The organism is Actinokineospora iranica, from assembly GCF_900101685.1.
GTDB lineage: Bacteria > Actinomycetota > Actinomycetes > Mycobacteriales > Pseudonocardiaceae > Actinokineospora > Actinokineospora iranica.
In genome coordinates this window covers 15,439-41,382 of record NZ_FMZZ01000022.1, presented here as the reverse complement: position 1 = coordinate 41,382, position 25,944 = coordinate 15,439, and the positions used below count along the sequence as shown (strand labels likewise).

The window sequence follows — 25,944 nt, the reverse complement described above, 5'->3', positions numbered from 1 at the left end:
GTTGGCTGCATCCTGTTTCCAGCCAACTCCGGGAGCGCCCATGTCGGTCACCTTGCAGGACATGCGCAGACGGTTGGCCGCGGACACGGTCGACTATGCGGACGTCGCCGCGCTCGGGCCCGCCGTGCTGCCCCATCTGGCCGAGTTGGCCGCGGGACCGGAGACGGTGCTCGCGTGCAAGGCCGTCTATCTGGCGAGTCTCATCGGTGGGCCGGATTCGACCGCGATCGTGGCGGGGGCGGCTGGGCATGAGGACCCCATTGTCCGGATCGCGGCTGCCGCGGCGTTGCGGAATCTGGAGTGGGGGGCTGGGCAGGGCTGAGTCAGGCGACCGCGGCGACCGGTGCTTTCCGGCGGCTGATCAGCCAGGCGAAGATCCCGGCAGGCACCGACATGGCGACCCCGTACACCGCGGCGGGCACCGCCATCGTCGCGTTGTTCAGCAGTGACAGGGCGATGGTGATGGCCAGGGCGCTGTTGTGGATGCCGATCTCGAACGACGAGGCGATCGCCTGCGGGCGGGGGACCCCGGCCAGCAGCGGCACCGCGTACCCGATGGCCAGGCTCAGCACGCACAGCAGGACCGCCAGCAGGCCGACCGCCCCGATGTAGCGGCCGATGTTGGCCCGCTCGGCGTACATCGCGCCCAGGATCACCGCCACCAGCACCACGATCGACGCGATCCGCACCGGCCCGCGCAGCTGGGCGGCCGCTGCCGGGAACCGGCGCGCGATCGCCATCCCCACCGCCGCCGGGACCAGGACGATCGCGAACACCTGCAGCATCTTCCCCGGCTGCAGGCCGATGGTCCCCGACGCGCCGAGGAAGCCCGCGAGGGAGAGGTTCACGATGATCGGCAGCGTCACGATCGCCAGCACCGAGTTGACGGCGGTGAGGGTGATGTTCAGCGCCACGTCGCCGCCCGCGAGGTGGCTGAAGATGTTGGCCGTCGTGCCGCCCGGGGAGGCGGCCAGCAGCATCATCCCCACCGCGAGGTCCGGCTCCAGGTCGAACAGCAGCACCAGGCCCAGGCACAGCGCGGGCAGCACGATCACCTGCACGGCCAGCGCCAGCAGCACCGCTCTGGGCATCTTGGCCACCCGGGTGAAATCGGCCACCGTCAGCGTGAGGCCGAGGCCGAACATGATGATCGCCAGGGCGATCGGCAGGAACACCGTGGTCAGGGGGGATGACACTATGCCGCTCCAGACACCGCGTGGGTGGAACCGATCCGAGCATCATTCAGATGATCGGGACGCGGGCGCAACCCTCGGTCGATCTCAGGGCGAATCGACCAAGCACCCCCGTGGCTCCGTAAACTTGACTCGACACGGGTCAAGCACGCGAGGGAGGTGGCAGGTGGTCAGCACTGACGAGCGCCGATTCGAGGTGCTGCGGGCGATCGTCGCCGACTACGTGAGCAATCAGGAGCCGGTCGCGTCGAAGGCCATCGTCGAGCGGCACAACCTCGGAGTGTCCAGCGCCACAGTGCGCAACGACATGGCGTCGCTGGAAGAGGACGGCTACATCACGCAGCCGCACACCAGCGCGGGCCGCATCCCCACCGACAAGGGCTACCGGCTCTTCGTCGACCGCCTCAGCGACGTCAAGCCGCTCAGCGCCGCCGAGCGCCGCGCCATCCAGAGCTTCCTGGAAGGCGCCATCGACCTCGACGACGTGATGCGCCGCAGCGTCCGGCTGCTCGCCCAGCTGACCCGCCAGGTCGCGATCGTGCAGTACCCGACGCTGACCACGTCCACTGTCCGGCACGTCGAGTTGGTCAGCATCACCCCGGCCCGGCTGATGATGGTGCTGATCACCGACACCGGCCGCGTCGACCAGCGCATGGTCGACCTCGGCGACGTGGTGTCCGACGACGCCGTCGCCCGGCTGCGCGCGATGCTGAACTCGACCCTGTCCGGCAGCAGGCTCACCGACGCCGCCGCCAAGGTCGCCGAGCTGCCCGAGACCGCGCCGAACGAGCTGCGCGAGCCGATGACGCGGCTGGCCACGGTGCTGGTCGAGTCGCTGGTGGAGCACCCGGAGGAGCGGCTGGTGCTGGGCGGCACCCCGAACCTCACCCGCAACGCCGCGGATTTCCCCAACTCGCTGCGCCAGGTGCTGGAGGCCCTGGAAGAACAGGTCGTCGTGCTCAAGCTGCTCGCCGCCACCGCCGACCCGGGCACCATCACGGTGCGCATCGGCGGGGAGAACGAGGCCGAGGAGATGCGCAGCACGTCGGTGGTGTCCATCGGCTACGGCACGCGTGCGACCCTGCTCGGGGGCATGGGCGTGGTCGGGCCGACCAGGATGGACTACCCCACCAACATCGCCGCGGTCCGCGCGGTGGCGAACTACGTCGGCGAGATCCTCGGGCAGTAAGAGGGCTCTTCCGAAAGACGACAATGTGTCCCCGGCGTGCCCGGGGCAGGAGGACTGGACACGGTGGCGAGGGACTACTACGGCACTCTCGGGGTGCGGCAGGACGCGACCTCCGACGAGATCAAGCGCGCGTACCGCAAGCTCGCGCGCGAACTGCATCCGGATGTGAACCCCGACGAGGCGGCGCAGACGCGCTTCCGCGAGGTCACCGCCGCGTACGAGGTGCTGTCGGACCCGCAGAAGCGCAAGATCGTCGACATGGGCGGCGACCCGCTGGGCAACGGCGGCGGTGGCGGGCGCGACCCGTTCGCCGGGTTCAGCGGCCTCGGCGACATCATGGACGCCTTCTTCGGCGCGGCGGGCGGCGGCGGTGGCCGCGGCCCGCGCAGCCGGGTCCAGCCCGGGTCGGACGCGCTGCTGCGCATCCAGATGACCCTGGAGGAGTGCGCGACCGGTGTCAGCCGGGAGATCGCGGTCGAGACCGCGATCCTGTGCGACGTCTGCCGCGGCTCGGGGTGCGCCGCGGGCACGTCCCCGATCACCTGCGACACCTGCGGCGGGCGCGGCGAGGTGCAGTCGGTGCAGCGCTCGTTCCTGGGCCAGGTCGTCACCGCGCGCGCCTGCCCGACCTGCCGGGGCCTCGGCGAGGTCATCCCCGACCCCTGCCGCCAGTGCGCGGGCGAGGGCCGGGTCCGGGCGCGGCGCACCATCACCGCGAAGATCCCGCCCGGTGTCGCCGACGGGATGCGGGTGCGGCTGTCCGGCCAGGGCGAGGTCGGCCCGGGCGGCGGCCCGGCGGGCGACCTCTACGTCGAGGTCGAGGAACTGCCGCACTCGACGTTCGAGCGCGCGGGCGCGGACCTGCACTGCACGCTGCGGGTCCCGATGACCACCGCGGCGCTGGGCGCGGCGCTGCCGCTGGAGACCATCGACGGCTCCGTCGAGCTGGAGCTGGAGCCGGGCACCCAGCCCGACACCGAGCTGGTCCTGCCCGGCCGCGGCCTGCCCCGGCTGCGTTCCACCGGCCGCGTCGACGGCCGCGGCGACCTGCACGTGCACATCGAGGTCGAGGTGCCCACCAAGCTCGACCCCAGGCAGACCGAGCTGCTGCGCGAGCTGGCCGCCCTGCGCGGCGAGGAAGAGCACACCCTGGCAGGCGCCAACGGCCGCCCGAGCGGGCTGTTCTCCCGGCTGCGGTCGCGCCACACCCGATGACCCTGGCGCTGTTCCTGGTCGACGCGCTGCCCGCGGCCGCGGCGTTCACCCTCGACGGTCCCGAGGGCAGGCACGCCGCGGCCGTCCGCAGGCTGCGCGTCGGCGAGGAACTGCTGGTGTCCGACGGCCGGGGAGCGGTGGCCCGCTGCGCGGTCGCCGCCGCTGGCCGCGACTCGCTCGACCTGACCGTGGTCGACCGCTGGACCGAGCCGCGGCCCGCGCCGCGCGTCGTGGTCGCCCAGGCGCTGGCCAAGGGCGACCGGGGCGAGCTGGCGGTGGAGCTGGCCACCGAGGCGGGCGCGGACGCGGTCGTCCCCTGGCGCGCGGCCCGCTGTGTCACCAAATGGGATGACGGACCGCGTGGTGAGAAGGCTCTCAGTCGCTGGCGCAGCACCGCCCGGGAGGCCGCGAAGCAGGCTCGGCGGCCCTGGGTGCCCGAGGTGGCCGACCCCGTCGGGTTGCCCGGGCTCATCACCCTCGTGGGGGAAAGTTCGGCCACTCTCGTGCTCGAAGCGCACATGTCGACGCCGTTGACGGAGGTCGCGTTGCCCGAAACGGGTGACCTCGTGCTTGTCGTCGGCCCGGAAGGCGGACTCGCTGATCACGAGATCGCCGCCCTGGAAGCGGCTGGCGCGCGCTCGGTCCGGTTGGGACCGTCCGTTCTGCGCACCTCCACCGCCGCCGCGGTGGCGCTGGGCGCGCTGGGCGCGCTGACCGAACGCTGGCGCTGACCGGCGACCAGGGTTTATTCTTTACCGGCAACGCCTCCACGGTCCGCCGTGGACGCGTGCGACGACTACCGCCGGACACCTCCCCCCTCGGTCCGGCGGCGCCGCGCGGGGCGGTGGAGCGACCCCCAGGCTTCACCGCCCGCGCGGCTTCCTTCTTTTCCGGCCGGGATTTCCGCTGTCGCCGATCGCGGCGGCAGGCCGAGCCGTTGGCGGCCAGGACCACCGCCTCGGCGACGGCGACGCGGGCACGTCGTCCAGCACCGGACCAGCCCGCGCGCTCAGAGACCGGCCACATACGCCGCCACTCCCGCGTCGGCGAGCACGGTGTTCAGTTCCCAGGACACAAGGCGGTGGAGTCCGTCGAGGTGGACCAGGCCGCCCCGGACGCGCAGGTCCGCGTAGCCGGGGCGGCCGATCGCGCGTGTGCTCAGGAAAACCGGTGTCGGCTCCCGCGCGCCCATGCGCTCAAGCTTGCGCCAGCAGGTCGGGCACAGCGCCGCGTAGCGGCGAGTGATCTCCGAAAGCCGCGTCGCGGCGTCGGCGACAGTGAGCCCGGACGGGGGACGGGAGTGATCGCGCCTCCTTCGCCGGTGTGCCACGGCAGAACGACGTCCCGCGCCTCAGACCGTCCTAACGCGACTCTCGTCCACCGCGTGAACAGCGCGTCGGCGCGCCGCAGCGACAGCAGCGCGTCGCGGTCGGTGTTCGCCTCGTGCGCGCGGTCGACCAGGTGCACGGCGGTGAACCGGCGCACGACCTCGTCGAAGCCGACCGTCTCCAGAACCCGCATGTCCGCCCGCCCCGCACCGGACCGCGGCCGCGCCATCCGCACGCCGAATGAGGCGGGAATGTGGGCAATTCTCTCCGCTGGTCCTCCGACCGATGAGTATCCCCCTTTCGTGTCTTGGTCGTCATTCCCCGAATAGGTGAAGCTGATCTATCTCGGGTAGTCCGAAGTGGCGGGAAACCGTTTCGCTGCCGTGTCGGCGGCGTTTCGCGGTCCGCCGTTCCCCGCGTGACCGTGATCCCATTACCCTGTGCGCATGAGTGCGGCGGACTGCCTGTTCTGCAAGATCATCGCTGGCGATGTGCCCTCGACGGCCGTGCACAGCACCGACACCGTGTACTGCTTCCGCGACATCGGCCCGCAGGCGCGCGTGCACGTGCTCGTCGTGCCCCGCGAGCACCACGAGGACGCGCGGGAGCTGGCCGCGAGCGACCCCAAGCTGCTCGCCGACGTCCTCACCGCGGGCGCGGAAGTGGCCCGGATCGAGGGGATCGAGGAATCCGGTTACCGATTCGTGTTCAACACCGGCGAGGACGCCTCGCGCACTGTCTTCCACGCCCACCTGCATGTTCTCGGCGGCGAGCAGCTTGGCGGGTTCGGCCGCTGAGCCGTTTTCACCGATGCGCGCTGTCGGTCCCTGGGACTAGCATCGCAGTCACAGGCTGAGCACGACCGAACAGCGCGGTGGCGCAGAAGGCAGGACCGAGAGCACGTGACGGGTACCGCACCGGGGGGAGACCCCCGTCCTTCTGCCACTCCGACCACCGCCGAGGACGCGCAGTCCCGGTTCGCCATCCCCGATGGCGCCGTGCTGGGCCTGCTCGGCTCGCGCGACGAGAACCTCCGCCTCGCCGAGGACCTGCTCGACGCGGACGTCCACGTCCGGGGCAACGAGGTCACCCTCTCCGGCGCCCCGGCCGACGTCGCCTTCGCCGAGCGGGTCTTCACCGAACTGGCCACCCTCGCCGGGCGCGGCCAGCAGATCGGCCCGGACACCGTCCGCCGCACGGTCGCCATGCTCTCCGCCGGAGTCGGCGAGTCGCCCGCCGAGGTGCTCAGCCTCGACATCCTGTCCCGGCGCGGCCGCACCATCCGGCCCAAGACGCTCAACCAGAAGCGCTACGTCGACGCCATCGACGAGAACACCGTCGTCTTCGGCATCGGCCCGGCGGGCACCGGCAAGACCTACCTGGCCATGGCCAAGGCCGTGCAGGCGCTGCAGGGCAAGCAGGTCAACCGCATCATCCTCACCCGCCCGGCCGTCGAGGCAGGCGAACGCCTCGGCTTCCTCCCCGGCACCCTCTACGAGAAGATCGACCCGTACCTGCGCCCCCTCTACGACGCCCTGCACGACATGATCGACCCCGAGTCGATCCCCCGGCTGATGCAGGCTGGCACCATCGAGGTCGCCCCGCTCGCATATATGCGTGGCCGCACCCTCAATGACGCGTTCATCATTCTCGACGAGGCGCAGAACACCACGCCCGAGCAGATGAAGATGTTCCTGACCCGGTTGGGCTTCGGCTCGAAGATCGTGGTCACCGGCGACATCACCCAGATCGACCTGCCCGGTGGGCAGCGCAGCGGCCTGCGCGTGGTCAAGGAAATCCTCGACGGCGTGGACGACGTCCACTTCTCGCAGCTCACCAGCGGCGACGTTGTCCGGCACAAGCTGGTCGGCGACATCGTGGACGCCTACGAGCGCTGGACGGTCAGCCAGGAGGAAGAAGAGGAGACCCGGCGCGGGCCGGTGCGCGCGGGCGGCAGGCGGCAGGGCCGCTGAGAGAGGCCGGACCACGGTGGGGACAATGAGCCGGTGAGCATCGAGATCGCCAACGAGTCGGGGGTGGCGGTCGATGAAGCGTCGATCGTCTCGGCCGCCCGGTTCGCGCTGGACCGGATGAACGTCAGCAAGCTCGCCGAGTTGTCGGTGCTGCTCGTCGAACTCGACGTGATGGCCGACTTGCACGAGCGCTGGATGGACCTGCCCGGTCCCACCGACGTGATGGCCTTCCCGATGGACGAGTTGGACTCCGCGCGCAGGCCGGACGCGTCCGAGGCCGGGCCCGCGCTGCTCGGCGACATCGTGCTGTGCCCGGCCTTCGCCAAGGAGCAGGCGCGCGCCGCTGGGCACGGGCTCATCGATGAGCTGCACCTGCTCACCGTGCACGGTGTGCTGCACCTGCTCGGCTACGACCACGCCGAGCCCGCCGAGGAACGCGAGATGTTCACCCTGCAGAAGCGCATCCTCGCCGACTTCCGCACGGCGGCCGCCGAGGCGAAGCGGCGCGCGGAGCAGCGCGTCGAGGACGACAAGCTGCTCGGCGCGGTCGGCCTGGCCGAGCCCGATCGGCCTGAGGACTGAGCGCGGGTGTCCGCCGATTCGCTCGGCCTGCTCGTCATCGCGGTCGTGCTGGTGCTGGCCGCGGGGAGCTTCGCCGGAGCTGACGCCGCCCTGTCCGCGGTGTCGAAAGCGCGGGTCGAGGGCTTGGTCCGGGCGGGCCGCACCGGCGCGAAGCAGCTGCTGGCGGTCGTCTCAGAGCGGCCCCGGCACATCAATCTGCTGCTCCTGCTGCGGCTGAGCTGCGAGCTGGCCGCCACGGTCCTGGTCGCGTTCGTCTGTATGCGCTCGGTCAGCCCCGGCTGGGTCGCCGGGCTGACGGCGGTGCTGGGCATGACCGTGGTGTCCTATGTCCTGGTCGGCGTCGGCCCGCGCACCATCGGCCGCCAGCACCCCTACGGCGTGGGACTCATCGCGGCGGGCCCGGTGCGGGTGCTTGGCTCGGTGCTCGGCCCGCTGTCGCGGTTTCTGATCCTCGTCGGCAACGCCATCACCCCGGGCAAGGGCTTCCGGGAGGGCCCGTTCTCCTCCGAGGTCGAGCTGCGCGAGCTGGTCGACATGGCCCAGGAGCGCGGCGTCGTCGACGCCGACGAGCGCGAGATGATCCACTCGGTGTTCGAGCTGCGCGGCACGATCGCCCGCGAGGTCATGGTGCCGCGCACCGAGATGGTGTGGATCGAGCAGGCGAAGTCGGTGCGCCAGGCGCTGGCGCTGTCGCTGCGCACCGGCTACACCCGTATCCCGGTGATCGGCGAGAGCGTGGACGACATCGTCGGCGTGGTCAACCTCAAGGACCTGGTCCGCGCTTCGATAGAGCGCACTGAGTCCGCCGAGACCCAGACCGTCGCCGACACCATGGGCCCGGCCACGTTCGTGCCCGACACCAAGCGCCTGGACGACCTGCTCCGCGAGATGCAGCTCTCCAAGAACCACCTGGCCATCGCCGTGGACGAGTACGGCGGCACCGCGGGCCTGCTCACCATCGAGGACATCCTCGAAGAGATCGTGGGCGAGATCACCGACGAGTCCGACACCGACGACCGCCCGCCCGTCGAGCACCTGGCCGACGGCGCGGTCCGGGTCAGCTCCCGGCTCCCGGTGGAGGATCTCGGCGCCCTGTTCGGCCTGGAACTCGAAGGCCAGGACGTGGAGACCGTCGGCGGCCTGCTCGCCCAGCGGTTGGGACGTGTGCCACTGCCGGGTGCGGAGGCGGAGATCAGCGGGCTACGGTTCCGGGCCGAGGGCGGCAAGGACAACCGCGGCCGGATGCGCATCACCTCGGTGGTCGTGCGACCGACGCAGGCCGACGGGGCGGTCGACCCGCGCGTGCGGACCGGCGCCGCCGACGACCAGGAGTGGGAGAGGAGCGGCGAGCGTGGCTGAGCTGGACCCGGAGGACGCGAAGATCGTCACGTTGGCCCGGTCGAGTCGGGCCAGGACCGGCGCGGCAGAGGGTGCCGCCGTCCGCGACACCGACGGCCGCACCTACGCCGCGGCCACCGTCGCGCTGCCCTCGCTGCGGCTCACCGCGCTGCAGGCCGCTGTGGCCGCCGCGGTGTCCAGCGGGGCCGGTGGCCTGGAGGCCGCCGCCGTGGTCACCGACGCGGGCGAGGTCGACGCGGCGTCGGTCGCCGCCGTGCGCGACCTGGCCGAGGCCGCCCCGGTGCTGCTCGCCGACGCCTCCGGCGCTGTCATCGACGTGCTCAGGTGAGCGAGCTTGCGAGTGAACCATTGACGCGGTGCGCAGGCGCGCGGGGCCACCGAACAAGTGAGGTGGTCCTATGAGCGTCCGGGTCACCGTGTGCCGCGACTGCTGCTGCGGCACCGTGAAGAAGCACCCCGACGTCGACCACGGCTACCAGCTGGCCCGCATCAAGGACGTCGCCGCCCGGCACGGCGCCATGGTCAGGGTCGCCGAATGCCTCGACACCTGCGCGACGTCCAACGTCGTCGTCGTGCAGGCCAAGGGCGGGAAACCGGTGTGGCTGGGGTTCGTGCTGACCGACGCGGCCGTCGACGACATCGACACCTGGCTCGCTGCTGGCGGCCCCGGGGTCGCGCCGCTGCCCGCGACGCTGGAGCTGCACCGCATCACCCCGCCCGGGGCGCGGAAGGCACAATGAGTCGGTGACCAGCACCATCGAGGGCCATCGCTCCGGCTTCGCCTGTTTCGTCGGCAGGCCCAACGCCGGGAAATCCACGCTCACCAACGCCCTCGTCGGCAGCAAGGTCGCGATCACCTCCAGCAAGCCGCAGACCACCCGGCACGCCATCCGCGGCATCGTCCACCGCGACGACGCGCAGCTCATCATCATCGACACCCCCGGCCTGCACCGGCCGCGCACGCTGCTGGGCCAGCGGCTCAACGACATCGTCCGGGACACCTGGTCCGAGGTCGACGTCGTCGGCCTGTGCGTGCCCGCCGACCAGAAGGTCGGGCCCGGCGACCGGTTCATCGCCGCCGAGCTGGCCAAGGTCGCCAAGCGCACCCCGGTCATCGGCATCGTCACCAAGACGGACCTGGTCTCGCCCGACCAGGTGGGCGAGCAACTGCTTGCGCTGCAAGAGGTCATGGAGTTCGCGGAGCTGGTGCCGGTGTCCGCGGTGGACGGCTTCCAGGTGTCCACCCTCGCCGACCTGCTCGTCGCCCGGCTGCCCCAGGGCCCGCAGCTCTACCCCGGCGGCGAGCTGACCGACGAGCCGGAGGCCACCCTGGTCGCCGAGCTGATCCGCGAGGCCGCGCTGGAGGGCGTGCGCGACGAGCTGCCGCACTCGATCGCGGTCACCATCGAGGAGATGGTCCCCCGCGAGGGCCGCGACGACATGATCGACGTGCACGCGCTGCTCTACGTCGAGCGGGCCAGCCAGAAGGGCATCGTGCTGGGCCACCGCGGCGAGCGGCTCAAACACGTCGGCAGCACCGCCCGCAAGCACATCGAGGCGCTGCTGGGCTCCCGGGTGTACCTGGACCTGCACGTCAAGGTCGCCAAGGACTGGCAGCGCGACCCCAAGCAGCTGCGCCGACTGGGATTCTGAAATGGAGCACCGACCGGACATCGAGCGCGTCGCGGTCGGCGCGCGCGGCGTCGTCCCGCTGGCCACTCTCGGCGCCCGGGTCGGCGCGCGGCTGATCGACACGACGGTCGTCGGCGTGCCCGCCGTGCTGGCGGTGCTGTCCCTGCCGGGGCTGACCGACCCGGTGCTGCGCGCGGTCGCGATCGTCGTCGCGGTGTCGCTGGTCGGGTTCGTCTACGACACCACGCTGGTCGGCGCGCGCGGCACCACCCCGGGCAAGAAGATCCTCGGCGTGGAGATCGCCCACGACGCCACCGGCGACCAGCCCGGCTGGAAGCGGGCGGCGGTGCGCGCGGCGGTGCTGTGGGTGTTCCCGCTGATCTGTTTCCTGACCGCGGCCTACGACGAGCGCCGCCTGCGCGGCCTGCACGACTGGGCGGCGGGCACGGTCGTCATCCTCGCGTAGCCGTGTACGTTCCCCGCCGGTCCCTGCCCGCCGCCCTCGGCCCGCCGCTGGCCCTCGTCGGCGCCGCCGCCGCTGGCTGCGTCGCCGTGGCGCTGGCTGATCCGACCACCCCGGGCGGCTGGCTCCCGGAATGCCCGACGAAGGCGCTCACCGGGATCTGCTGCCCCGGCTGCGGCGGGTTCCGGATGGTCTACAGCCTGCTGCACGGCCGCCTGCTCGACGCGCTGCACTACAACGCGGTGTCGCTGGTCTTCCTGGTCTTGTTCGCGTGGAGCACGGTGGCCTGGGCGGTCGGCCGGGTGCGGGCCAGGCACGTGCGCAGCTGGCTGCACTGGCGGTGGGCGCCGCACGCGGCGGTCACCGTGCTGGCGCTGTGGTTCGCGGCCAGGAACCTGCCCTTCACTGGGCTGTACGTGTGAGCGCGACCGCGGTTGCGGACATCCCCGGCGAGTCTGTCGGCGGCACCCGTTACGCTCTCGCGCACTGAGTCGGTGTTCGAGGGGGACCAACGTGACCAATCCCTATGGCCAGCCGCAGCCCTACGGCCAGCAGCCACCGCAGGGCCAGCCGCCCTACGGCCAGCCGTACGGCCAGCAGCCGCAGCCCTACGGCCAGCCCGCGCCGTACGGGCAGCAGCCCTATGGCCAGCCCGCCCCCTACGGGCAGCCCGGCTACGGGTACGGCCAGCCCGGCTACGGCGACATCAACGCCATCCCGGACTACAAGGGCTGGGCGATCGCCACGATCTTCATCGGCGGCCTGATCTTCGGGATTCTCGCGATCATGAAGTCGAACGAGGTCACCCAGTACAAGATGCAGGGCAACTACCAGATGGCCGAGTCGGCGTCGAACACGACGAAGACGATCTGCCTGATCGGCAACATCCTCGGCGGCCTGGGCTGTGTGACCGCCCTGATCTTCCTGATCGTGGGCCTGGCGGCGCTATAGCGCGTGCGAGAATGACCCGGTGAGCCTGTACCGCGACACGGGGGTCGTGCTGCGCGTGCAGAAGCTCGGCGAGGCCGACCGCATCATCACGCTGATCACCCAGAAACACGGCAAGGTCCGCGCGGTGGCCAAGGGCGTCCGCCGCACCACGTCGCGGCTGGGCGCCCGGGTCGAGCCGTTCGCCCATGTGGACGTGCAGTTCTACACCGGCCGCACCCTGGACGTGATCACCCAGGTGCACACCCTCGACGCCTTCGGCGCGGGCCTGGTCCACGACTACCAGCGCTACACCGCGGCGTGCGCCGTCCTCGAAACCGCCGACCGCATGTCAGCGGAAGAGGGCGAACCCGTCCTGCGCCTCTACCTGCTGGTGGCGGGCGCCCTGCGCGCTCTCGCCGACGGCCACCGGGACGCGTCGCTGGTCTTGGACGCGTTCCTGCTCCGCGCCATGGCCTTCGCGGGCTGGTCCCCCGCCATCACCGAATGCGCCCGCTGCGGCGACCCCGGCCCCCACCGGGCCTTCAGCGTCCCAGCGGGCGGCTCGGTGTGCCCCCGCTGCAAGCCCCCCGGCTCCGCCAGCCCCGCCCACGAGTCCCTGACGTTGATGAACGCCCTGGCCACCGGCGGCTGGGACACCGCGGAACGCGCCACCGACGCCGCCCGCCGCGAGACCAGCGGCCTGGTCGCGGCCCTGCTCCAATGGCACCTGGAACGCCAACTGCGCTCCCTCCCCCTGGTCGAACGCCGCCCCTTCGACCCCCGCCCGCCTACACCGCCCGCAGACCCCGACTAACCCGCAGGCGGTGCCAGGCCAGTTCGCCCCTCCCCGCCATGGGCGCTGTCTGACGGCTCGCGTCGCAGTGCCCGTCGTGCCGCGGATGCCTAGCCCCGCCCTGCCCCTGGCGGCCCGCCCTGCCGAGTCGCCCCCCGACTGCCTGCCGGGCTCACCTGGCTGGACTGCGCTGCTCGATCGCGTGGCCGTCCCGCCCTGCTGGACTGCGCTGCTCGATCGCGTGGCCGTCCCGCCCTGCTGGACTGCGCTGCTCGATCGCGTGGCCGTCCCGTCCTGCTGGACTGCGCTGCTCGATCGCGTGGCCGTCCCGTCCTGCTGGACTGCGCCGCTTGACTACCTGGCCAGGTCCTGCCCGGCACCGTGCCGCTTGACTGCGTGGTCAGTCCGCTCAGGTTGAAAACCGTCCTGCTCAACCGCTTGGTTGTCCCGTCCGTTGAGCCGTTGCCCCAGACCAGTCCCGCCCAACCGGTTTGGTCAGCCCGACCTGCTGAGCCGCGTTCCCCAGCCGCCTGACTAGACCGCCCCGCCCCCCAGTCGCCTCGCCCGACCGCCTCGCCCGACCGCCTCGCCAAACCAGCCCACCACTGGTGAGCGCCGCTCGCGCGCGCGGACGGCATGGCCCACCCTTCCCGGGGGACCGCCCCGCTCCAGTCTATCGGGTGCCGGGGCTGGTGGAAGGGGTGCGCGAAATCTGTGGATGAATCGTGGGTATGTGGATAACCGGCGTCTCGGGGTGGGCGGGTCCGGGATGATGGAGTGCCAGAAGGGTTAGGCCACGGTGCCGCGTCGGTTGGGCCGGGCGGGTCAGTAGGGTCGGCGTGCCAAGTCCCGGGATGCGAAGGAGTGTGTGGTGCTGCGACGGCGGCGGATCAGCAGGCGTGAGGCGGGGCGGCCGATCGCGCCCCCGGATCCGCACCCCTCCGGCGCGCGTCCGCCCGCGATTCCGGCCGAGTTCGTGCCCAAGCACGTGGCGATCGTGATGGACGGCAACGGCCGCTGGGCCAACCAGCGGGGACTCACCCGGATCGAGGGGCACAAGCGCGGTGAGGCCCAGGTCGTCGAGGCGGCGCGCGGCTGCATCGAGATCGGGGTCAAGTGGCTCTCGCTCTACGCCTTCTCCACGGAGAACTGGCGGCGCAGCCCCGAGGAGGTCCGGTTCCTGATGGGCTTCTCCCGCGACGTCATCCGCGACCGCACCGACGAGCTTGACGAGATGGGCGTCCGGGTCCGCTGGGCGGGGCGCAGGCCGCGGCTGTGGCAGAGCGTCATCAAGGAACTCGAGGTGGCCGAGGAGCGCACCAAGCACAACGACGTGCTGAACCTCGCCATGTGCGTCAACTACGGCGGCCGGGCCGAGATCGGCGACGCGGCCCGGGAGGTCGCCCGGCTCGTGGCGGCCGGGAAGATCAACCCGGAGAAGGTGGACGAGCGCACGCTCGGGCGGCACATGTACCAGCCCGACATGCCCGACGTGGACCTGTTCATCCGCCCGTCCGGCGAACAGCGCACGTCGAACTTCATGCTCTGGCAGTCCGCGTACGCGGAGCTGGTCTTCCAGGACATCCTGTGGCCCGACTTCGACCGGCTCCAGCTGTGGAGCGCCGTCGAGACCTACGCCCGCCGCGACCGCCGCTTCGGCGCGGCAGCCGACTCGGCCGAGGTCGCCGCGCGGCTCAACCAGGGAGGACCCGCATGACCACGGAGGCGGCGAACATCGCGAGCCTGCTCAGCAAGGCCCGCGAGGCCCTTGAGCACTACCACGACGTCCGCGTCGACGACGACGGCGCGCTCACCTTCCGGCACGCCGACGTCCCGTGCGCGGTGCAGGCCATGCAGCTCGCCGAAGGGCTGATCGTCCTCAGCCTGACCTGCGTCGTCGCCTGGGACCTGCCCGACGAGCCCGCGCTGGCGGTGTCGGCGTCCGAGCGCGCGGGGCAGGGCCTGTTCGGCACGCTCGGCGTCGTCCACACCGATCGGGGGATGGACGTGACCCTGCGCTACGCCTTCCCGGCCGACGGGCTCACCGCGCCCGCGCTCGGCACCCTGCTCATGCTGGTGGTTTCCACGGCTTCCCAGTTGCGCGGCGAGCTGCTGGGAACGGACAGTGGGCGAAGTGCCGCCAGCGGTCCCCACAAGTGATGCGCGGGCCGGCATCATTCGGCGGGTGACCCTCTTGCACCGCTGGACCCAGACGGGCGGCAGGCGTTCATGAGCGAACAACAGCACAGCTCCGCTGAGCCCACCGAAACCCAGGTCGGGCCGGTGGCGGTCGCGGACCGGCCGGCCACGGCCCCGGCCGAGCCGAAGCGGCGGATCACCTCCCTGGAGGTGCTCTGCGTCCTGCTGATCGCGGCCCTGGTGGGGCAGAGCTGGCTGGCGACCTGGCTCGACGTCCCGGCCATCCAGACCGGCTCGACCATCTTCGTCGCCGTCTGCGTGCAGGCGCTGCCGTTCCTGGTGCTGGGTGTGCTCATCAGCGGGGCGATCGCGGCGTTCGTGCCCGCGTCGGCGTTGAACCGGCTCCTGCCCAAGCGGCAGTCGATGGCCGTCCCGGTGGCCGGGGTCGCGGGCGTGGCCCTGCCGACCTGCGAGTGCGCGGCTGTCCCGGTGGCCCGCAGGCTGATGCAGCAGGGGGTGCCCACCTCGGTCGCCCTGGCGTTCCTGCTCGCCGCGCCCGCGGTGAACCCGATCGTGCTGGTCGCGACGAACGTCGCGTTCCCCAACAACCCGGGCATGGTGCTGGCCCGCCTGGTCGGCTCGCTGGGCACCGCGATCGTCATGGGCTGGCTCTGGGCCCGCTTCGGCAAGGCCGAGTGGATCATCGAGCGGGCCCTGCGCCGGATGCCCGACCTCGACGGCCGCTCCCGCTGGCGCATGTTCTTCGAGACCTCCCGCGCCGACCTGGTCGACGCGGGCGGATTCCTGGTCATCGGCGGCCTCACCGCGGCGGTCCTGAACGTCGCCATCCCCCGCGAGTGGGTCAACACTCTGGGCGAGCAGATCATCCTCGGTGTCATCGTGATGGCGGCTCTCGCCGTCCTGCTGGCCCTGTGCAGTGAGGCGGACGCGTTCGTGGCGGCGTCCATCTCGGGGATGCCGCTGCTGCCCAAGCTCGTGTTCCTGGTGGTCGGCCCGGCGATCGACGTCAAGCTGTTCGCCCTGCAGGCTGGCACTTTCGGCAAGTCCTTCGCGGTCCGCTTCGGTCCAGCCACGTTCGTCGTGGCCACGGTCTGCGCGGTCCTCTCGGGCGTCGTCTTCCTCGGAGGTGTCGGATGAGGCGGGAAACCCAGAACATCCTGCTGGTCCTGGTGGGCGGCGCGCTGCTGAAGATCTCGTTCACCGGCACCTACCTGCTCTACGTCAAGCCCGCCCACCAGTACTGGCTGATCGCGGGCGGCCTGATCATGGTCCTGCTGGCCGTGGTGTCCATCGGCCGCGATCTCCTGGCCGCCCGCCACGCCGACGCGGGCGCCGGTTCCACCGCCTCGGCGACCGACGGCGTCCACGCCGCGCACGCCACCCCGGTGGACACTGTCACCGCCCACATCGCCTCGCCTGACGCCCCCGCGGGCGCGCAGGCCGGTCCGCAGGGCGGCGGCGGGGAGCACTCCAGTGCCCCGCAGGGCGCCCACGGCCCCGCAGGGGGGCAGACCAGCGCTTCGGACGCCCACGAGAGCGACCACGGCGACCACAACCACTCGGCCCGCAGCGCATGGCTGTTGCTCCTGCCGGTGCTGGCGATCTTCCTCATCGCCCCGCCCGCCCTGGGTTCCGACTCGGTGATGCGCGGCGACAACCGGGCCGCCGCCAGCCGCTCGTCGGGCACCGACGGCTCGGCCCTGTTCCCCGCCATCCCCCAGAGCGACATCGTCTCGATCGCGATGAGCGATTTCGCCGCCCGCGCCGCCTGGGACTCCGGCGGTTCCCTCAACGGCCGCACCGTGCGCCTGACCGGCTTCATCGTCGTCCAGGGCGACGACACTTTCCTGGCTCGCCTCAGTATCGCCTGCTGCGCGGCCGACGCGTTCCCGGTGAAGGTGAAACTGGACGGCCCCGCCGCGTCGGGCTTGGCCAACGACACCTGGGTCGAGGTCACCGGCCAGGTCCAGCCCGGCTCGGCCACCAAGGAAACCGACTACGTCCCCACGCTGTCCGTCGAGGGCGTCACCGAGATCACCCAGCCGGAAAACCCTTACGAGCAGTAACCCGCCCAAGCCGGGTGCCGGACGGGCCAAGCCTGGGTCCGACGGCATCCGGCCGCGCGAGGCAGGCTAGCCGCCCAACGGTCGAAGGCGGCCGTCAGCGGCGATGGTCAGGCGCAGCGCTCGCAGGTCCCGAAGATCTCCACGGTGTGGCTGATCTGGGAGAAGCCGTTCTCCGCGGCCACGCGGTCCGCCCAGCGCTCCACCGCCGGGCCCTCCACCTCCACGGTGTGGCCGCACGAGCGGCACACCAGGTGGTGATGGTGGTGGCTGGAGCACCGTCGGTAGATGGCCTCGCCGGAATCGGTGCGCAGGACGTCGATCTCGCCCGCGTCCGCCAGCGATTGCAGCGTTCGGTAGACCGTGGTCAGCCCGATCCCCTCGCCGCGCTTGCGCAGTTCCTCGTGCAGTTCCTGCGCTGAGCGGAAGTCGTCGAGCTGGTCGAGCAGTTGTGCGACGGCCGTGCGCTGGCGCGTGGAGCGCCTGCCGGGCACGGTCGCCGAGGATCGGTCAGTCATCGTCACCGGGCGTCGCCTTCCTCCACGTGCGCTACAGCGTCCACCACGATATGTGAGAGATGCTCGTCCACGAGCCGGTACACGACCTCGCGGCCGTGTCGCTCCCCATAGACGACGCCCGCGGACTTGAGCACCCGCAGATGCTGGCTGATGAGCGGCTGGGCGACATTGAGCGCCTCCACCAACTCGTGCACGCACCGGTCGGCTTCGCGCAACTCCAGCACGATGGCGATCCGCACGGGCGCGGCAAGCGCCCGCAGCAGGTCGCCCGCCGCGGTCAGGGTCACGGCAGGCCGCCGGTGCACCGGCTCGACCACCGGCCGGTCAGGCGAGTGTTCGTGCTGCTCGGCGGCTGCCCGCAGCTCGTGCGACGCGGCTTCCGAGGTCACGATCGACGTCGTCCTCTCCTCGCTGACCGGCGGCGGAGTCGCCTGCCCGGATGATGGTTACCGTGTTCATATTAGGCGCTTCCGCAGTTCACGGCGGGCAGCGAGGTGCGCGCCGTGGTCACAGCACGGAGACGATGACCGCCACGAGCACGCCGAGGACCAGCACCCGCCCGAGCCGGTGCGCGGGAGACAGCACCCGCCACGTGGCCGCGAGCAGCACCAGCACCCCGGCCGCGAGCAGCCCGAGCAACCCGGCGCCAAGCCAGCCGCGAACCAGCACCCCCGCCGTGAACACCGCGATGACGAGGGCGAAAGCCGCCACCGGCGGCACCCGAGCCAACGGCCCGCTCCCCGCGAGCAGTGGCGCCTTCAACGACCGCGTTCGCCGCACAGTGCCTCCCGGGGCGGTTGGGCTACGGTGCTGCATCCTCGCACTGCCGTCCAGGAAAGGCTCCCGCGCGTGCTGCTGATCGCCAGGTTCACCGTCGCCGAGCCCGAGCCGTTCACCACCCGCGCGCAGTATGCCCTGGAGCTGTTGCTGGCCCAGCCCGGCTGCGTGCGGGGGTTGCTGGCGCGGTCCACCGAGTCGGCGACCAGGTGGGTGCTGACCGTGGAGTTCGCTTCCGTCTCCGCCTATCGCAAGTCGCTGTCTCCTTTCGACGTCCGTGCCCATGTCATCCCGCTCCTCGCCGAAGCGGACACCACCGAACCCGCCGCGTACGAGGTCGTGGTCGAGGCCGCCCCCGGCGCCACCCGCAGGCACACCAGCCTGCTCGCCGCCGACGCGGACACCGTCAACCTCGGCGAGGCAGGCGGCCCGACCACAGCCCGGTGAGCCCAACGGCAGCGCACCCGTCGACGCCCGGGGAACCCTCCGCCGTCACTCGGAGAAGTTCACCTGGGTGGCCCCCGCTGTTGCCCGGAGAGGGGCACCTGGGGAGGTCCCCCTCGTTGTTACTCGGAGAGGGTCACGTGGGGTGGCCCCCGTTGTTGCCCGGAGATGGTCGCCCGGGGTGCCCCCGCTGACCCTGCGGAGCGTCCGCCGGGTGGCTCCCGTGGACGCCCGCTGAGGTTCGCAGAGGTCCGCTCGGTGGTTCCCGCTGACGCCCGCTGAGGTTCGCAGAGGTCCGCTGGGTGTCTGCCGCTGACGCCCGCTGAGGTTCGCAGAGGTTCGCCGGGGTCGCTTCCGTGGACGCCCGCACAGGTCGGCCCGGGGTGCTCCCGCCGACGCCCAAAGAGGTCCGCCGAAGAGGCCCTGCCGACGCCCGGAAAAGCCGCCCAGGGAGCCCCAAGCGTCGCCCCGGAGTCCTGCGCGGGTGCCGGAGGGCCCTCCGGCACCCGCGCAGGGACGTCCGGAAGGCCTGCGAGTGCGCCCCCTGACCACAGCTCAGACCGGCGTTCGCCCGCAGGCCTGAGCGACCAGCGCAGGAACAGCCGCCAGGCCGCTCTGCTCCCCACTCGTCCTCGGGTCCGTTGCCTCTTTCCCTTCCGGACGACGCCGCGGCCGTCGTCTGGAGCGGGTCGAGCGCGCAAGCCCCCGGCAGGCCCGCACGCGTTGCGGACTACCCTTGTTTGTCTCGCCGACCTTGAGTTCGCCCGCATGGAGGGTCAGTGCCAGCCGACCGGATCGACACCGTCGTCAGTCTCTGCAAGCGCCGTGGGTTCGTCTACCCGTGCGGAGAGATCTACGGCGGCACGAGGTCGGCCTGGGACTACGGCCCCCTCGGCGTTGAGCTCAAGGACAACATCAAGCGCGCGTGGTGGAAGGCGATGGTGCAGGGTCGCGACGACGTCGTCGGCCTCGACTCGTCGGTGATCCTGCCGCGCCAGGTGTGGGCCGCCTCCGGGCACGTCACCGCCTTCCACGATCCTCTGGTCGAATGCACCTCCTGCCACAAGCGTTTTCGCGCGGACCAGCTCGCCGAGGAGTACGCCGCCCGGACCGGCAAAGACGTCGCCGAGAACGACGTCTCCGACGTGCCGTGCCCGAACTGCGGCACTCGCGGCCAGTACACCGAGCCGCGCGAGTTCAACATGATGCTCAAGACCCACCTCGGACCGGTCGAGACCGAGGACGGCATGCACTACCTGCGCCCGGAGACCGCGCAGGGGATCTTCGTGAACTTCCTGAACGTGCAGACCACCTCCCGTCGCAAGCCGCCGTTCGGCATCGGCCAGATCGGCAAGTCGTTCCGAAACGAGATCACCCCGGGCAACTTCATCTTCCGCACGCGCGAGTTCGAGCAGATGGAGATGGAGTTCTTCGTCGAGCCGGGCACCGACGACGAGTGGCACCAGTACTGGATCGACGAGCGTATGCGCTGGTACACCGACCTGGGAATCACCAAGGACAACCTCCGTGTCTATGAGCACCCGCAGGAGAAGCTGTCGCACTACTCCAAGCGGACTGTGGACATCGAATACCGCTTCCAGTTCGGCGGTCAGGAATGGGGCGAGCTGGAGGGCATCGCCAACCGCACCGACTTCGACCTGACCACCCATTCCAACCATTCCGGCGTGGACCTGTCCTACTTCGACCAGGCCACCAGTTCCCGGTACCGGCCGTTCGTCATCGAGCCCGCCGCGGGTGTCGGCCGTCCGATGATGGCGTTCCTGCTCGACGCCTACGTCGAGGACGAGGCGCCGAACGCCAAGGGCGGCGTCGACAAGCGGATCGTGCTGCGGCTCGATCGCAGGCTCGCGCCCGTCAAGGTCGCCGTGCTCCCGCTCTCGCGCAACGCGGACCTCTCGCCCAAGGCCCGCGACGTCGCCGCCGCGTTGCGCAAGCACTGGAACGTCGACTTCGACGACGCGGGCGCCATCGGCCGCCGCTACCGCAGGCAGGACGAGATCGGCACCCCGTTCTGCGTGACCATCGACTTCGACTCGCTCAACGACCACGCGGTCACGGTGCGCGAACGCGACACCATGTCCCAGGAGCGAATCTCGATCGACCGTCTGGAGTCGTATCTCGCCGGGCAGCTCGTCGGCTGCTGAGTTCTAGGAAATGCAGGGCATTGTCACCTCGCGTTTCGGGTCGGGTCCACTCGGCTGTCCGCGTGGGCCGAGGGACGTGGGCTGGCTCGCGCGATGCACACCGGCCGGTTCCGTGGTCCGGACGGCTGTGCGAGGCACGACACAGCTTGGGCCTCCTGTCATGGGATCTCCGCGATCAGGACACGATCACCTCCGGTCTGGGTCGGGCGGACGCCAAGCGGTAAGCGCCGCGTAGCTCTTCCACCACGGCCGCGGTGTCGTCGCGGACGCGCGGGGGTTCGGTGCGGACCGCGACGATCCCGGCCGCGGTGAGGCGCGCCGCCCGGGTCGACGCGAGCAGGCCGGGGCGCGGCGCCCACGGCCGGTGGATGTCCGCGTCCCAGGCAAGCCCCACGTTGTCCCACCACGCGTCCACCACCGCCAGGTGCACGTCGTGGACAGTGCTCAACCGCGCTGTCCACGTCGGCTGGGGGAGACCGGCCAGGTCGACCAGTTCCGCCGCGATCCGGGCGCCCGCCGACCGGACTTTCCGGTCGATCTCGGCGAGCACGCGCCGCAACAGTGTCGTCCCGGCGCTGGGACCTCGGGCCAGTTCTTCGTGGAGCAAGCTCAGCGGCACGCCGCCGCGGTGCACCGCTTCGCTGACCAGGACACGGATCTCGCCCGCGGACGGGGTGCGCCTGCACGCGTCCACTGTGGCCCTGGCGAGTGGGGCGGTGGGAAATCCCCTGCGATACAACGGGTCCGGCATCCGGATTGTCCGCTCGACGGTGACGGAGCCGTCCGCGCGCCCGCGAACGTGGTCCGGCACGACGAGATGGATCGCGCCGAGGGGCGTGACCGGCATTCCGTTGAGCCACATGGCTTCCCGCCCGGTCACCACCGCCTCCGGGCTGGTGACCCGCAGCGCGGCCTTCAGCCGCTGCGCGCGGGTGGGAGGAGCGTCGGTGAGCAGGACGACGTCGGATTGCAGCCGTTGCCATGGCCCGCGGGGCAGGCACCGGTTGCGGATGCTGCGGCCGGACAGCCCGAGTGAGACGAGTTCGGACGCCCGGGCCACGCCGTGTGGGAAGACACCGGGCAGATGATCGAGATCGAGGAGTGCGCGGTTTGAGTGCATGGCTTCGAGGTAACCGGCCGCGGCTCTCGATTGACAGGGGTCCTCGAGATCTGTGGATGAGTTCGCGCATTGTGGATAACTCGGGCGTTTCGGCGGGGTGGCGCTCGTCTCTGGCGTATCCTGCCCGCGCCGCACCACGCGACGCCGATTCTGGAAGGATGCGAATCGTGCCTCCCAACCCCCACCCTGTTCGCCGTTTCCTGCGCCGGTTGCTCCTCGGCTTCGTGCTGATGGGCCTGCTGGTCGTCGGCGGAACCGGTTTTCGGGTGTGGCAGGTGGCCAGAATCGATGACCGCGACCCGGCTGACGTCGTCGTCGTCCTCGGCGCCGCTCAGTACGCGGGCAAGCCCTCCAAGGTCCTGGAGGCCCGGTTGCGGCAGGCGAAGGCGCTCTACGACGAGGGCGTCGCCCGATATGTGGTCACCGGCGGCGGGCGGCGCGTCGGCGACAAGTTCACCGAGGCCGAGGCGGGCCGTGCCTGGCTGGTGGACCGGGGCATCCCCGAGGACAAGGTCATCGAGGTCGGCGAGGGCAACGACACGCTGGGCACCCTGCGGGCGGTCGCGGTCGAGGTGAAGAAGCGCGGCTGGGCGTCAGCGGTGATCGTCAGCGACCCATGGCACTCGCTGCGTGCCCGCACGATGGCCAAGGACGCAGGCCTGGACGCGTGGACCTCTCCGACGCACACCGGCCCGATCGTGCGAACCCGCGAGACGCAGGCCCGGTACATCTTGCGGGAGACCGCCGCGCTCTTGTACTACCGGTCGACCAACGCGTCCGCCGATCGGATCGCGATCGACGGGGAAGTCGGCTGAGGCACGTAGTCTCCCTCTGTGAGTTCCGGTTACACCGAGCACGACGGTGAGCGCTTGTTCGCCGAGTCCCCCAAGGGTTCGACTCTGCCCGGGGCGTGGCCCGCTGTCCGCAGTCCGTTCAGCCGCGACCGCGCTCGGGTCTTGCATTCCGCCGCCTTGCGGAGGTTGGCCGGTAAGACGCAGGTAGTGGGGCCGAACGAGGGTTCGGAAGTGCACGGGATACCGCGTACCCGGTTGACTCACTCGCTGGAGGTAGCCCAGATCGGTCGAGGGATCGCCGAGGAACTGGGCTGTGATCCCGACATCGTCGACACCGCCGGGCTTGCCCACGACATCGGCCACCCGCCCTTCGGTCACAACGGCGAGCGGGCCCTGGACCTGGCCGCGCAGGGGTGCGGTGGGTTCGAGGGCAACGCCCAGACGCTGCGCATCCTGACCCGGCTCGAGCCGAAGGTGCTCGGCGCGGACGGCGCGGAGCACGGCCTCAACCTGGCCCGCGCTTCGCTCGACGCCGCCACCAAGTACCCGTGGCCACGCCGGGCGGGAATGGTCAAGTTCGGTGTCTACGAGGACGACCTGCCGGTCTTCACCTGGATACGCGAAGGCGCGCCGGAGGACGTCCGCTGCATAGAGGCGCAGGTAATGGACTGGGCGGACGACGTGGCCTACTCGGTGCACGACGTCGAAGACGGCGTCCGGGCGGGACGGATCTCTCTTGCCGCGCTCGCGGACCCCGCCGAACGCGCCGTCGTCGCCGAGTTGGCCGCCAAGCACTTCTCGTCAGAGCCGGTGTCGTGCCTCGAAGAGGCCGCCGTCGGGCTGCTCGGCCTGCCGGTCGTCGCCGATCTCGTCGCCCGTGAGTACGACGGCACGCTCGGCGCGCAGGTCGCGCTCAAACGGTTGACCAGCGAGCTTGTGGGCCGGTTCGCCTCAGCCGCGGTCACCGGGACCAGGCGGGTCCACGGCGACCGGCCGCTGACCAGGTACGCGGCGGACCTGGTGGTGCCCGGGCGGGTCGCGGCCGAGGTCGCGCTGCTCAAGGCGACCGCCGTCCACTACGTCCTGAGCGACCCGGACCGCCGGATTCTCCAGGCGGGGCAGCGTGAACTCATCGAACGGCTCGTCGCGGTGCTGGCTGACCGGGCGCCCGACGCCCTCGAGCCCGCGTTCCAACCCGCGTGGCACGCGGCGGGCGACGACGCGCGGCGGCTGCGAGTGGTGGTCGACCAGGTCGCCTCGCTCACGGACGCGCAGGCGGTCATGTGGCACGCGGTGCTTGTGGATAACTTCCGAGCCACCCCCGGCTGAGCCGGCACACTCGAAGGCACGGTCACCACCGAGTCGGGAGTAACTGTGTCGCACCTGGATTTCACCCTCGCCCTGCATCGCGCGGTCGCACCAGACCCGCGCGAGCAGGTGTGCTGGTCGCCGTTTTCCGTGGCCAGCGCACTCGGCCTGCTGGCTCACGGCGCCCACGGGGACAGCCAGGCCGAACTCGTCGCCCTGCTCGGCGAGCTGGACGAGGTGACCGAGGCGCTCGCCGGGGCGGCCCGGTTGGACGAGCCCCGACCGGATGAGGACACGCCGCTGATCGCGGTGTCCAACACGCTCTGGGCCGACGTGGCGATCTCGATCGAGCGAACCTTCACCGACGAGCTGGCGCGGTGGTCGAGCGGCGCGGTGCGCAACGCGCCGTTCCGGGCCGAGCCGGAGAAGGCCCGCGACACGATCAACGCCGATGTCTCGGAGACCACGCGCGGCCTGATCCCGGAGTTGCTGCCGGAGGGCACGATCAGGTCGGACACCGTGTCGTCATTGGTCAACGCGCTCTACCTGAAGTGCGGCTGGCGCAATGTGTTCGACTCGGACGCGACCCGGCCTCGGCCTTTCCACGCTCCAGCGGGTTCTGTCGAGGTGCCCACGATGACGCTGAACGAGAGCGTGGGCTACGCGGCTTTGGACGGGTGGCAGGTTGTCAGCCTGCCCGCGGTCGGCGGCGTCGAAGCCGTTGTCCTGCTTCCGGATGGCGACTTGGCCGAGGTCGAGCCCGGCCTGACCGGGGAGTCCTTGGGCGCGTTGCTGGACGCTCCGAGCACCAGGCAGGTCCTGCTGCGCCTGCCGAAGCTCGAAGTGTCCACTCAGGCCGAGCTGACGAGGCCGCTGCTCGAACTGGGCGTGCGGACGGTGTTCTCGACGGAAGCCGACCTCACCGGTATCAGCCCCGACCCGCTGGCTGTGCAGGCCGTGCTGCACGAGTCGGTGCTCAAGGTCGACGAACAGGGTTTCGAGGGCGCGGCGGCCACCGCCGTGATGATGCGCCTGATGTCCCTGCCCGCCGAACCGGTCGAGGTGACCGTGGACCGGCCGTTCCTGTTCGTGGTGCGACACGTGGGGACGGGGGTGGTGTACTTCGTGGCCCGCGTCACCGATCCGTCGTGAGTCGAGCTGTCACACCCGGGCGAGGCGCCTCGTCCTCTTGGTGAACTGCCCTGATCTGGGGGCAGGCCACAGCGAGGAGAACGCCATGTCCCGTATCGCCGGTGTGAGCGTCCGGGAAGCCGGACCGCTGCTGCGCGCCATGTACTGGTTCGCCAAGCGCCGCTTCGGCGCGGTGCCCGAGCCGTTCACCGTGCTGGCGCACCACCGCAAGCTCATGATGGCCGCCGCCAAGCACGAACTCGGCGCCGAACGCGCGTCCCGGGTCCTTCCGGCCAATATCCGAGAGTTGGCCGTGTACCGGGTCGCGCAGCGGTTGGGCTGCTCGTGGTGCGTCGACTTCGGCACCATGCTGCAGCGCCTCGACGGACTGGACATCGAGCGGCTCAAGCACATCGATGACTACGCCGCGTCCGACGCCTACAGCGCCGACGAGCGACTCGCCATCGCCTACGCCGACGCGATGACCGCGAACCCGGTCGCCGTGACCGACGAGCAGGTCGCCGAACTGACGGCGGCCTTCGGAAAGAAGGGAGTGATCGAGCTGACCTATCAGATAGCGCTGGAGAACCAGCGCGCCAGGATGAACAGCGCCCTGGGCATCACCGAACAGGGCTTCACCTCGGGTGACGCCTGCCGGGTTCCCACGCCCTGACACTCCGGCGCGGTCCCGGTGTTCGCGGTCGCCTGGGTGACACAGGTGCCGAAGAAGCAGTTCCCGATCGAAGAGGTGCACGGGAACACCACGCCACAGGTGTGGCTGATCACCTGCGGCGGCGACTGCGACGA

Annotated in this window: 30 protein-coding genes and 1 pseudogene; 25 read left to right on the top strand and 6 right to left on the bottom strand. The window is 71.1% G+C overall.

Annotated features, from left to right (window positions below; translation table 11 throughout):
• Positions 1-40: 40 nt before the first annotated feature.
• Positions 41-322, top strand: a complete 282-nt coding sequence (locus BLS56_RS28670; RefSeq protein ID WP_091457253.1) for a hypothetical protein — start codon at positions 41-43, stop codon at positions 320-322.
• 1 nt (position 323) lies between these two features.
• Here BLS56_RS28670 and BLS56_RS28665 read toward each other — a convergent pair whose 3' ends face one another.
• Positions 324-1,196, bottom strand: coding sequence for a bile acid:sodium symporter family protein (locus BLS56_RS28665; protein WP_091457251.1), 873 nt, complete (start codon positions 1,194-1,196; stop codon positions 324-326).
• Between the two features lie 163 nt (positions 1,197-1,359).
• On the opposite strand from BLS56_RS28665, the gene hrcA reads away from it, so the two are divergent.
• The 3 genes from hrcA to BLS56_RS28650 all read left to right on the top strand — a co-directional run bounded on the left by hrcA (position 1,360) and on the right by BLS56_RS28650 (position 4,328).
• On the top strand, positions 1,360-2,382 hold the full coding sequence (gene hrcA, locus BLS56_RS28660) for a heat-inducible transcriptional repressor HrcA (RefSeq protein WP_091457249.1): 1,023 nt from the start codon (positions 1,360-1,362) through the stop codon (positions 2,380-2,382).
• A 63-nt stretch (positions 2,383-2,445) separates the two neighbouring features.
• Positions 2,446-3,597, top strand: coding sequence for a molecular chaperone DnaJ (dnaJ, locus tag BLS56_RS28655; RefSeq protein ID WP_091457246.1), 1,152 nt, complete (start codon positions 2,446-2,448; stop codon positions 3,595-3,597).
• Complete coding sequence (locus BLS56_RS28650; protein WP_091457243.1) at positions 3,594-4,328, top strand: 16S rRNA (uracil(1498)-N(3))-methyltransferase; 735 nt, start codon at positions 3,594-3,596, stop codon at positions 4,326-4,328. Before dnaJ ends, BLS56_RS28650 begins: the two co-directional genes overlap by 4 nt.
• Positions 4,329-4,606: 278 nt before the next feature.
• On the opposite strand, the pseudogene BLS56_RS33180 reads toward BLS56_RS28650, so the two are convergent.
• A pseudogene (locus tag BLS56_RS33180) lies at positions 4,607-5,118 on the bottom strand (DUF6309 family protein).
• A gap of 253 nt (positions 5,119-5,371) precedes the next feature.
• Between BLS56_RS33180 and BLS56_RS28640 the strand changes: the two are divergent.
• From BLS56_RS28640 to BLS56_RS28570, 15 genes are all read left to right on the top strand, one after another.
• Positions 5,372-5,722 carry a histidine triad nucleotide-binding protein gene (locus BLS56_RS28640; RefSeq protein ID WP_091457239.1) on the top strand — a complete coding sequence of 117 codons (351 nt, stop codon included), beginning with the start codon at positions 5,372-5,374 and terminating at the stop codon, positions 5,720-5,722.
• Between the two features lie 105 nt (positions 5,723-5,827).
• On the top strand, positions 5,828-6,898 hold the full coding sequence (locus tag BLS56_RS28635; RefSeq protein ID WP_175483099.1) for a PhoH family protein: 1,071 nt from the start codon (positions 5,828-5,830) through the stop codon (positions 6,896-6,898).
• A 33-nt stretch (positions 6,899-6,931) separates the two neighbouring features.
• Positions 6,932-7,480, top strand: a complete 549-nt coding sequence (gene ybeY, locus BLS56_RS28630; RefSeq protein WP_091457234.1) for an rRNA maturation RNase YbeY — start codon at positions 6,932-6,934, stop codon at positions 7,478-7,480.
• A gap of 6 nt (positions 7,481-7,486) precedes the next feature.
• Entirely contained in the window at positions 7,487-8,839 is a 1,353-nt protein-coding gene (locus BLS56_RS28625; RefSeq protein WP_091457232.1) for a hemolysin family protein, read from the top strand.
• Positions 8,832-9,167 (top strand): cytidine deaminase, encoded by a 336-nt coding sequence (locus BLS56_RS28620; RefSeq protein ID WP_091457230.1) that lies wholly within the window; start codon positions 8,832-8,834, stop codon positions 9,165-9,167. The genes BLS56_RS28625 and BLS56_RS28620 overlap by 8 nt, the downstream gene beginning before the upstream one ends.
• 70 nt (positions 9,168-9,237) lie before the next feature.
• A complete protein-coding gene (locus tag BLS56_RS28615) occupies positions 9,238-9,579 on the top strand; it encodes a hypothetical protein (RefSeq protein ID WP_091457228.1) in 342 nt (113 codons plus the stop codon).
• 16 nt (positions 9,580-9,595) lie between these two features.
• On the top strand, positions 9,596-10,492 hold the full coding sequence (era, locus tag BLS56_RS28610) for a GTPase Era (protein ID WP_091457316.1): 897 nt from the start codon (positions 9,596-9,598) through the stop codon (positions 10,490-10,492).
• Between the two features lies 1 nt (position 10,493).
• Complete coding sequence (locus BLS56_RS28605) at positions 10,494-10,937, top strand: RDD family protein (RefSeq protein WP_091457226.1); 444 nt, start codon at positions 10,494-10,496, stop codon at positions 10,935-10,937.
• 2 nt (positions 10,938-10,939) lie between these two features.
• The gene (locus BLS56_RS28600; protein ID WP_091457224.1) at positions 10,940-11,356 is read left to right on the top strand and encodes a DUF2752 domain-containing protein; all 417 of its coding nucleotides are present in this window, start codon (positions 10,940-10,942) and stop codon (positions 11,354-11,356) included.
• 91 nt (positions 11,357-11,447) lie between these two features.
• Complete coding sequence (locus BLS56_RS28595) at positions 11,448-11,885, top strand: CD225/dispanin family protein (RefSeq protein WP_091457221.1); 438 nt, start codon at positions 11,448-11,450, stop codon at positions 11,883-11,885.
• 19 nt (positions 11,886-11,904) lie between these two features.
• Positions 11,905-12,678 (top strand): DNA repair protein RecO, encoded by a 774-nt coding sequence (gene recO, locus BLS56_RS28590; RefSeq protein ID WP_091457220.1) that lies wholly within the window; start codon positions 11,905-11,907, stop codon positions 12,676-12,678.
• 850 nt (positions 12,679-13,528) lie between these two features.
• Positions 13,529-14,374: an isoprenyl transferase gene (locus BLS56_RS28585; RefSeq protein WP_175483098.1), complete on the top strand. Its 846-nt coding sequence runs from the start codon at positions 13,529-13,531 to the stop codon at positions 14,372-14,374.
• Entirely contained in the window at positions 14,371-14,817 is a 447-nt protein-coding gene (locus BLS56_RS28580; RefSeq protein WP_091457217.1) for a hypothetical protein, read from the top strand. The genes BLS56_RS28585 and BLS56_RS28580 overlap by 4 nt, the downstream gene beginning before the upstream one ends.
• Before the next feature lie 69 nt (positions 14,818-14,886).
• Positions 14,887-15,954 (top strand): permease, encoded by a 1,068-nt coding sequence (locus BLS56_RS28575; protein ID WP_091457215.1) that lies wholly within the window; start codon positions 14,887-14,889, stop codon positions 15,952-15,954.
• Entirely contained in the window at positions 15,951-16,883 is a 933-nt protein-coding gene (locus BLS56_RS28570; RefSeq protein ID WP_091457212.1) for a TIGR03943 family putative permease subunit, read from the top strand. The genes BLS56_RS28575 and BLS56_RS28570 overlap by 4 nt, the downstream gene beginning before the upstream one ends.
• Positions 16,884-16,990: 107 nt before the next feature.
• Here the strand turns inward: BLS56_RS28570 and BLS56_RS28565 are convergent, their stop codons facing one another.
• The 3 genes from BLS56_RS28565 to BLS56_RS28555 form a co-directional block, all read right to left on the bottom strand.
• Positions 16,991-17,398 carry a Fur family transcriptional regulator gene (locus BLS56_RS28565; RefSeq protein ID WP_091457209.1) on the bottom strand — a complete coding sequence of 136 codons (408 nt, stop codon included), beginning with the start codon at positions 17,396-17,398 and terminating at the stop codon, positions 16,991-16,993.
• 2 nt (positions 17,399-17,400) lie between these two features.
• A complete protein-coding gene (locus tag BLS56_RS28560) occupies positions 17,401-17,715 on the bottom strand; it encodes an ArsR/SmtB family transcription factor (RefSeq protein ID WP_228772014.1) in 315 nt (104 codons plus the stop codon).
• A gap of 190 nt (positions 17,716-17,905) precedes the next feature.
• Positions 17,906-18,178: a hypothetical protein gene (locus BLS56_RS28555; RefSeq protein ID WP_228772011.1), complete on the bottom strand. Its 273-nt coding sequence runs from the start codon at positions 18,176-18,178 to the stop codon at positions 17,906-17,908.
• A 69-nt stretch (positions 18,179-18,247) separates the two neighbouring features.
• On the opposite strand from BLS56_RS28555, the gene BLS56_RS28550 reads away from it, so the two are divergent.
• On the top strand, positions 18,248-18,622 hold the full coding sequence (locus tag BLS56_RS28550; protein ID WP_091457204.1) for an antibiotic biosynthesis monooxygenase family protein: 375 nt from the start codon (positions 18,248-18,250) through the stop codon (positions 18,620-18,622).
• A gap of 776 nt (positions 18,623-19,398) precedes the next feature.
• A complete protein-coding gene (locus BLS56_RS28545) occupies positions 19,399-20,784 on the top strand; it encodes a glycine--tRNA ligase (RefSeq protein ID WP_091457202.1) in 1,386 nt (461 codons plus the stop codon).
• 175 nt (positions 20,785-20,959) lie between these two features.
• On the opposite strand, the gene BLS56_RS28540 is transcribed toward BLS56_RS28545, so the two are convergent.
• The gene (locus tag BLS56_RS28540) at positions 20,960-21,844 is read right to left on the bottom strand and encodes a hypothetical protein (RefSeq protein ID WP_091457200.1); all 885 of its coding nucleotides are present in this window, start codon (positions 21,842-21,844) and stop codon (positions 20,960-20,962) included.
• Between the two features lie 218 nt (positions 21,845-22,062).
• On the opposite strand from BLS56_RS28540, the gene BLS56_RS28535 reads away from it, so the two are divergent.
• The 4 genes from BLS56_RS28535 (at position 22,063) to BLS56_RS28520 (ending at position 25,810) form a co-directional block, all read left to right on the top strand.
• A complete protein-coding gene (locus tag BLS56_RS28535) occupies positions 22,063-22,719 on the top strand; it encodes a YdcF family protein (protein ID WP_091457198.1) in 657 nt (218 codons plus the stop codon).
• Between the two features lie 18 nt (positions 22,720-22,737).
• Positions 22,738-24,027: a deoxyguanosinetriphosphate triphosphohydrolase gene (locus tag BLS56_RS28530; RefSeq protein ID WP_091457195.1), complete on the top strand. Its 1,290-nt coding sequence runs from the start codon at positions 22,738-22,740 to the stop codon at positions 24,025-24,027.
• A gap of 45 nt (positions 24,028-24,072) precedes the next feature.
• Complete coding sequence (locus tag BLS56_RS28525) at positions 24,073-25,158, top strand: serpin family protein (protein ID WP_091457193.1); 1,086 nt, start codon at positions 24,073-24,075, stop codon at positions 25,156-25,158.
• Between the two features lie 85 nt (positions 25,159-25,243).
• A complete protein-coding gene (locus tag BLS56_RS28520; protein WP_091457191.1) occupies positions 25,244-25,810 on the top strand; it encodes a carboxymuconolactone decarboxylase family protein in 567 nt (188 codons plus the stop codon).
• The last annotated feature ends 134 nt before the right edge of the window (positions 25,811-25,944 follow it).

Excerpts from the sequence above, each read along its gene's own strand:
- BLS56_RS28605 (WP_091457226.1), top strand. The coding sequence starts at position 10,494 with ATGGAGCACCGACCGGACATCGAGCGCGTCGCGGTCGGCGCGCGCGGC.
- BLS56_RS28520 (WP_091457191.1), top strand. The coding sequence starts at position 25,244 with ATGTCCCGTATCGCCGGTGTGAGCGTCCGGGAAGCCGGACCGCTGCTG.
- BLS56_RS28615 (WP_091457228.1), top strand. The coding sequence starts at position 9,238 with ATGAGCGTCCGGGTCACCGTGTGCCGCGACTGCTGCTGCGGCACCGTG.
- BLS56_RS28640 (WP_091457239.1), top strand. The coding sequence starts at position 5,372 with ATGAGTGCGGCGGACTGCCTGTTCTGCAAGATCATCGCTGGCGATGTG.
- BLS56_RS28535 (WP_091457198.1), top strand. The coding sequence starts at position 22,063 with ATGCGAATCGTGCCTCCCAACCCCCACCCTGTTCGCCGTTTCCTGCGC.
- BLS56_RS28650 (WP_091457243.1), top strand. The coding sequence starts at position 3,594 with ATGACCCTGGCGCTGTTCCTGGTCGACGCGCTGCCCGCGGCCGCGGCG.
- BLS56_RS28575 (WP_091457215.1), top strand. The coding sequence starts at position 14,887 with ATGAGCGAACAACAGCACAGCTCCGCTGAGCCCACCGAAACCCAGGTC.
- BLS56_RS28565 (WP_091457209.1), bottom strand. The coding sequence starts at position 17,398 with ATGACTGACCGATCCTCGGCGACCGTGCCCGGCAGGCGCTCCACGCGC.
- BLS56_RS28580 (WP_091457217.1), top strand. The coding sequence starts at position 14,371 with ATGACCACGGAGGCGGCGAACATCGCGAGCCTGCTCAGCAAGGCCCGC.
- BLS56_RS28670 (WP_091457253.1), top strand. The coding sequence starts at position 41 with ATGTCGGTCACCTTGCAGGACATGCGCAGACGGTTGGCCGCGGACACG.
- BLS56_RS28570 (WP_091457212.1), top strand. The coding sequence starts at position 15,951 with ATGAGGCGGGAAACCCAGAACATCCTGCTGGTCCTGGTGGGCGGCGCG.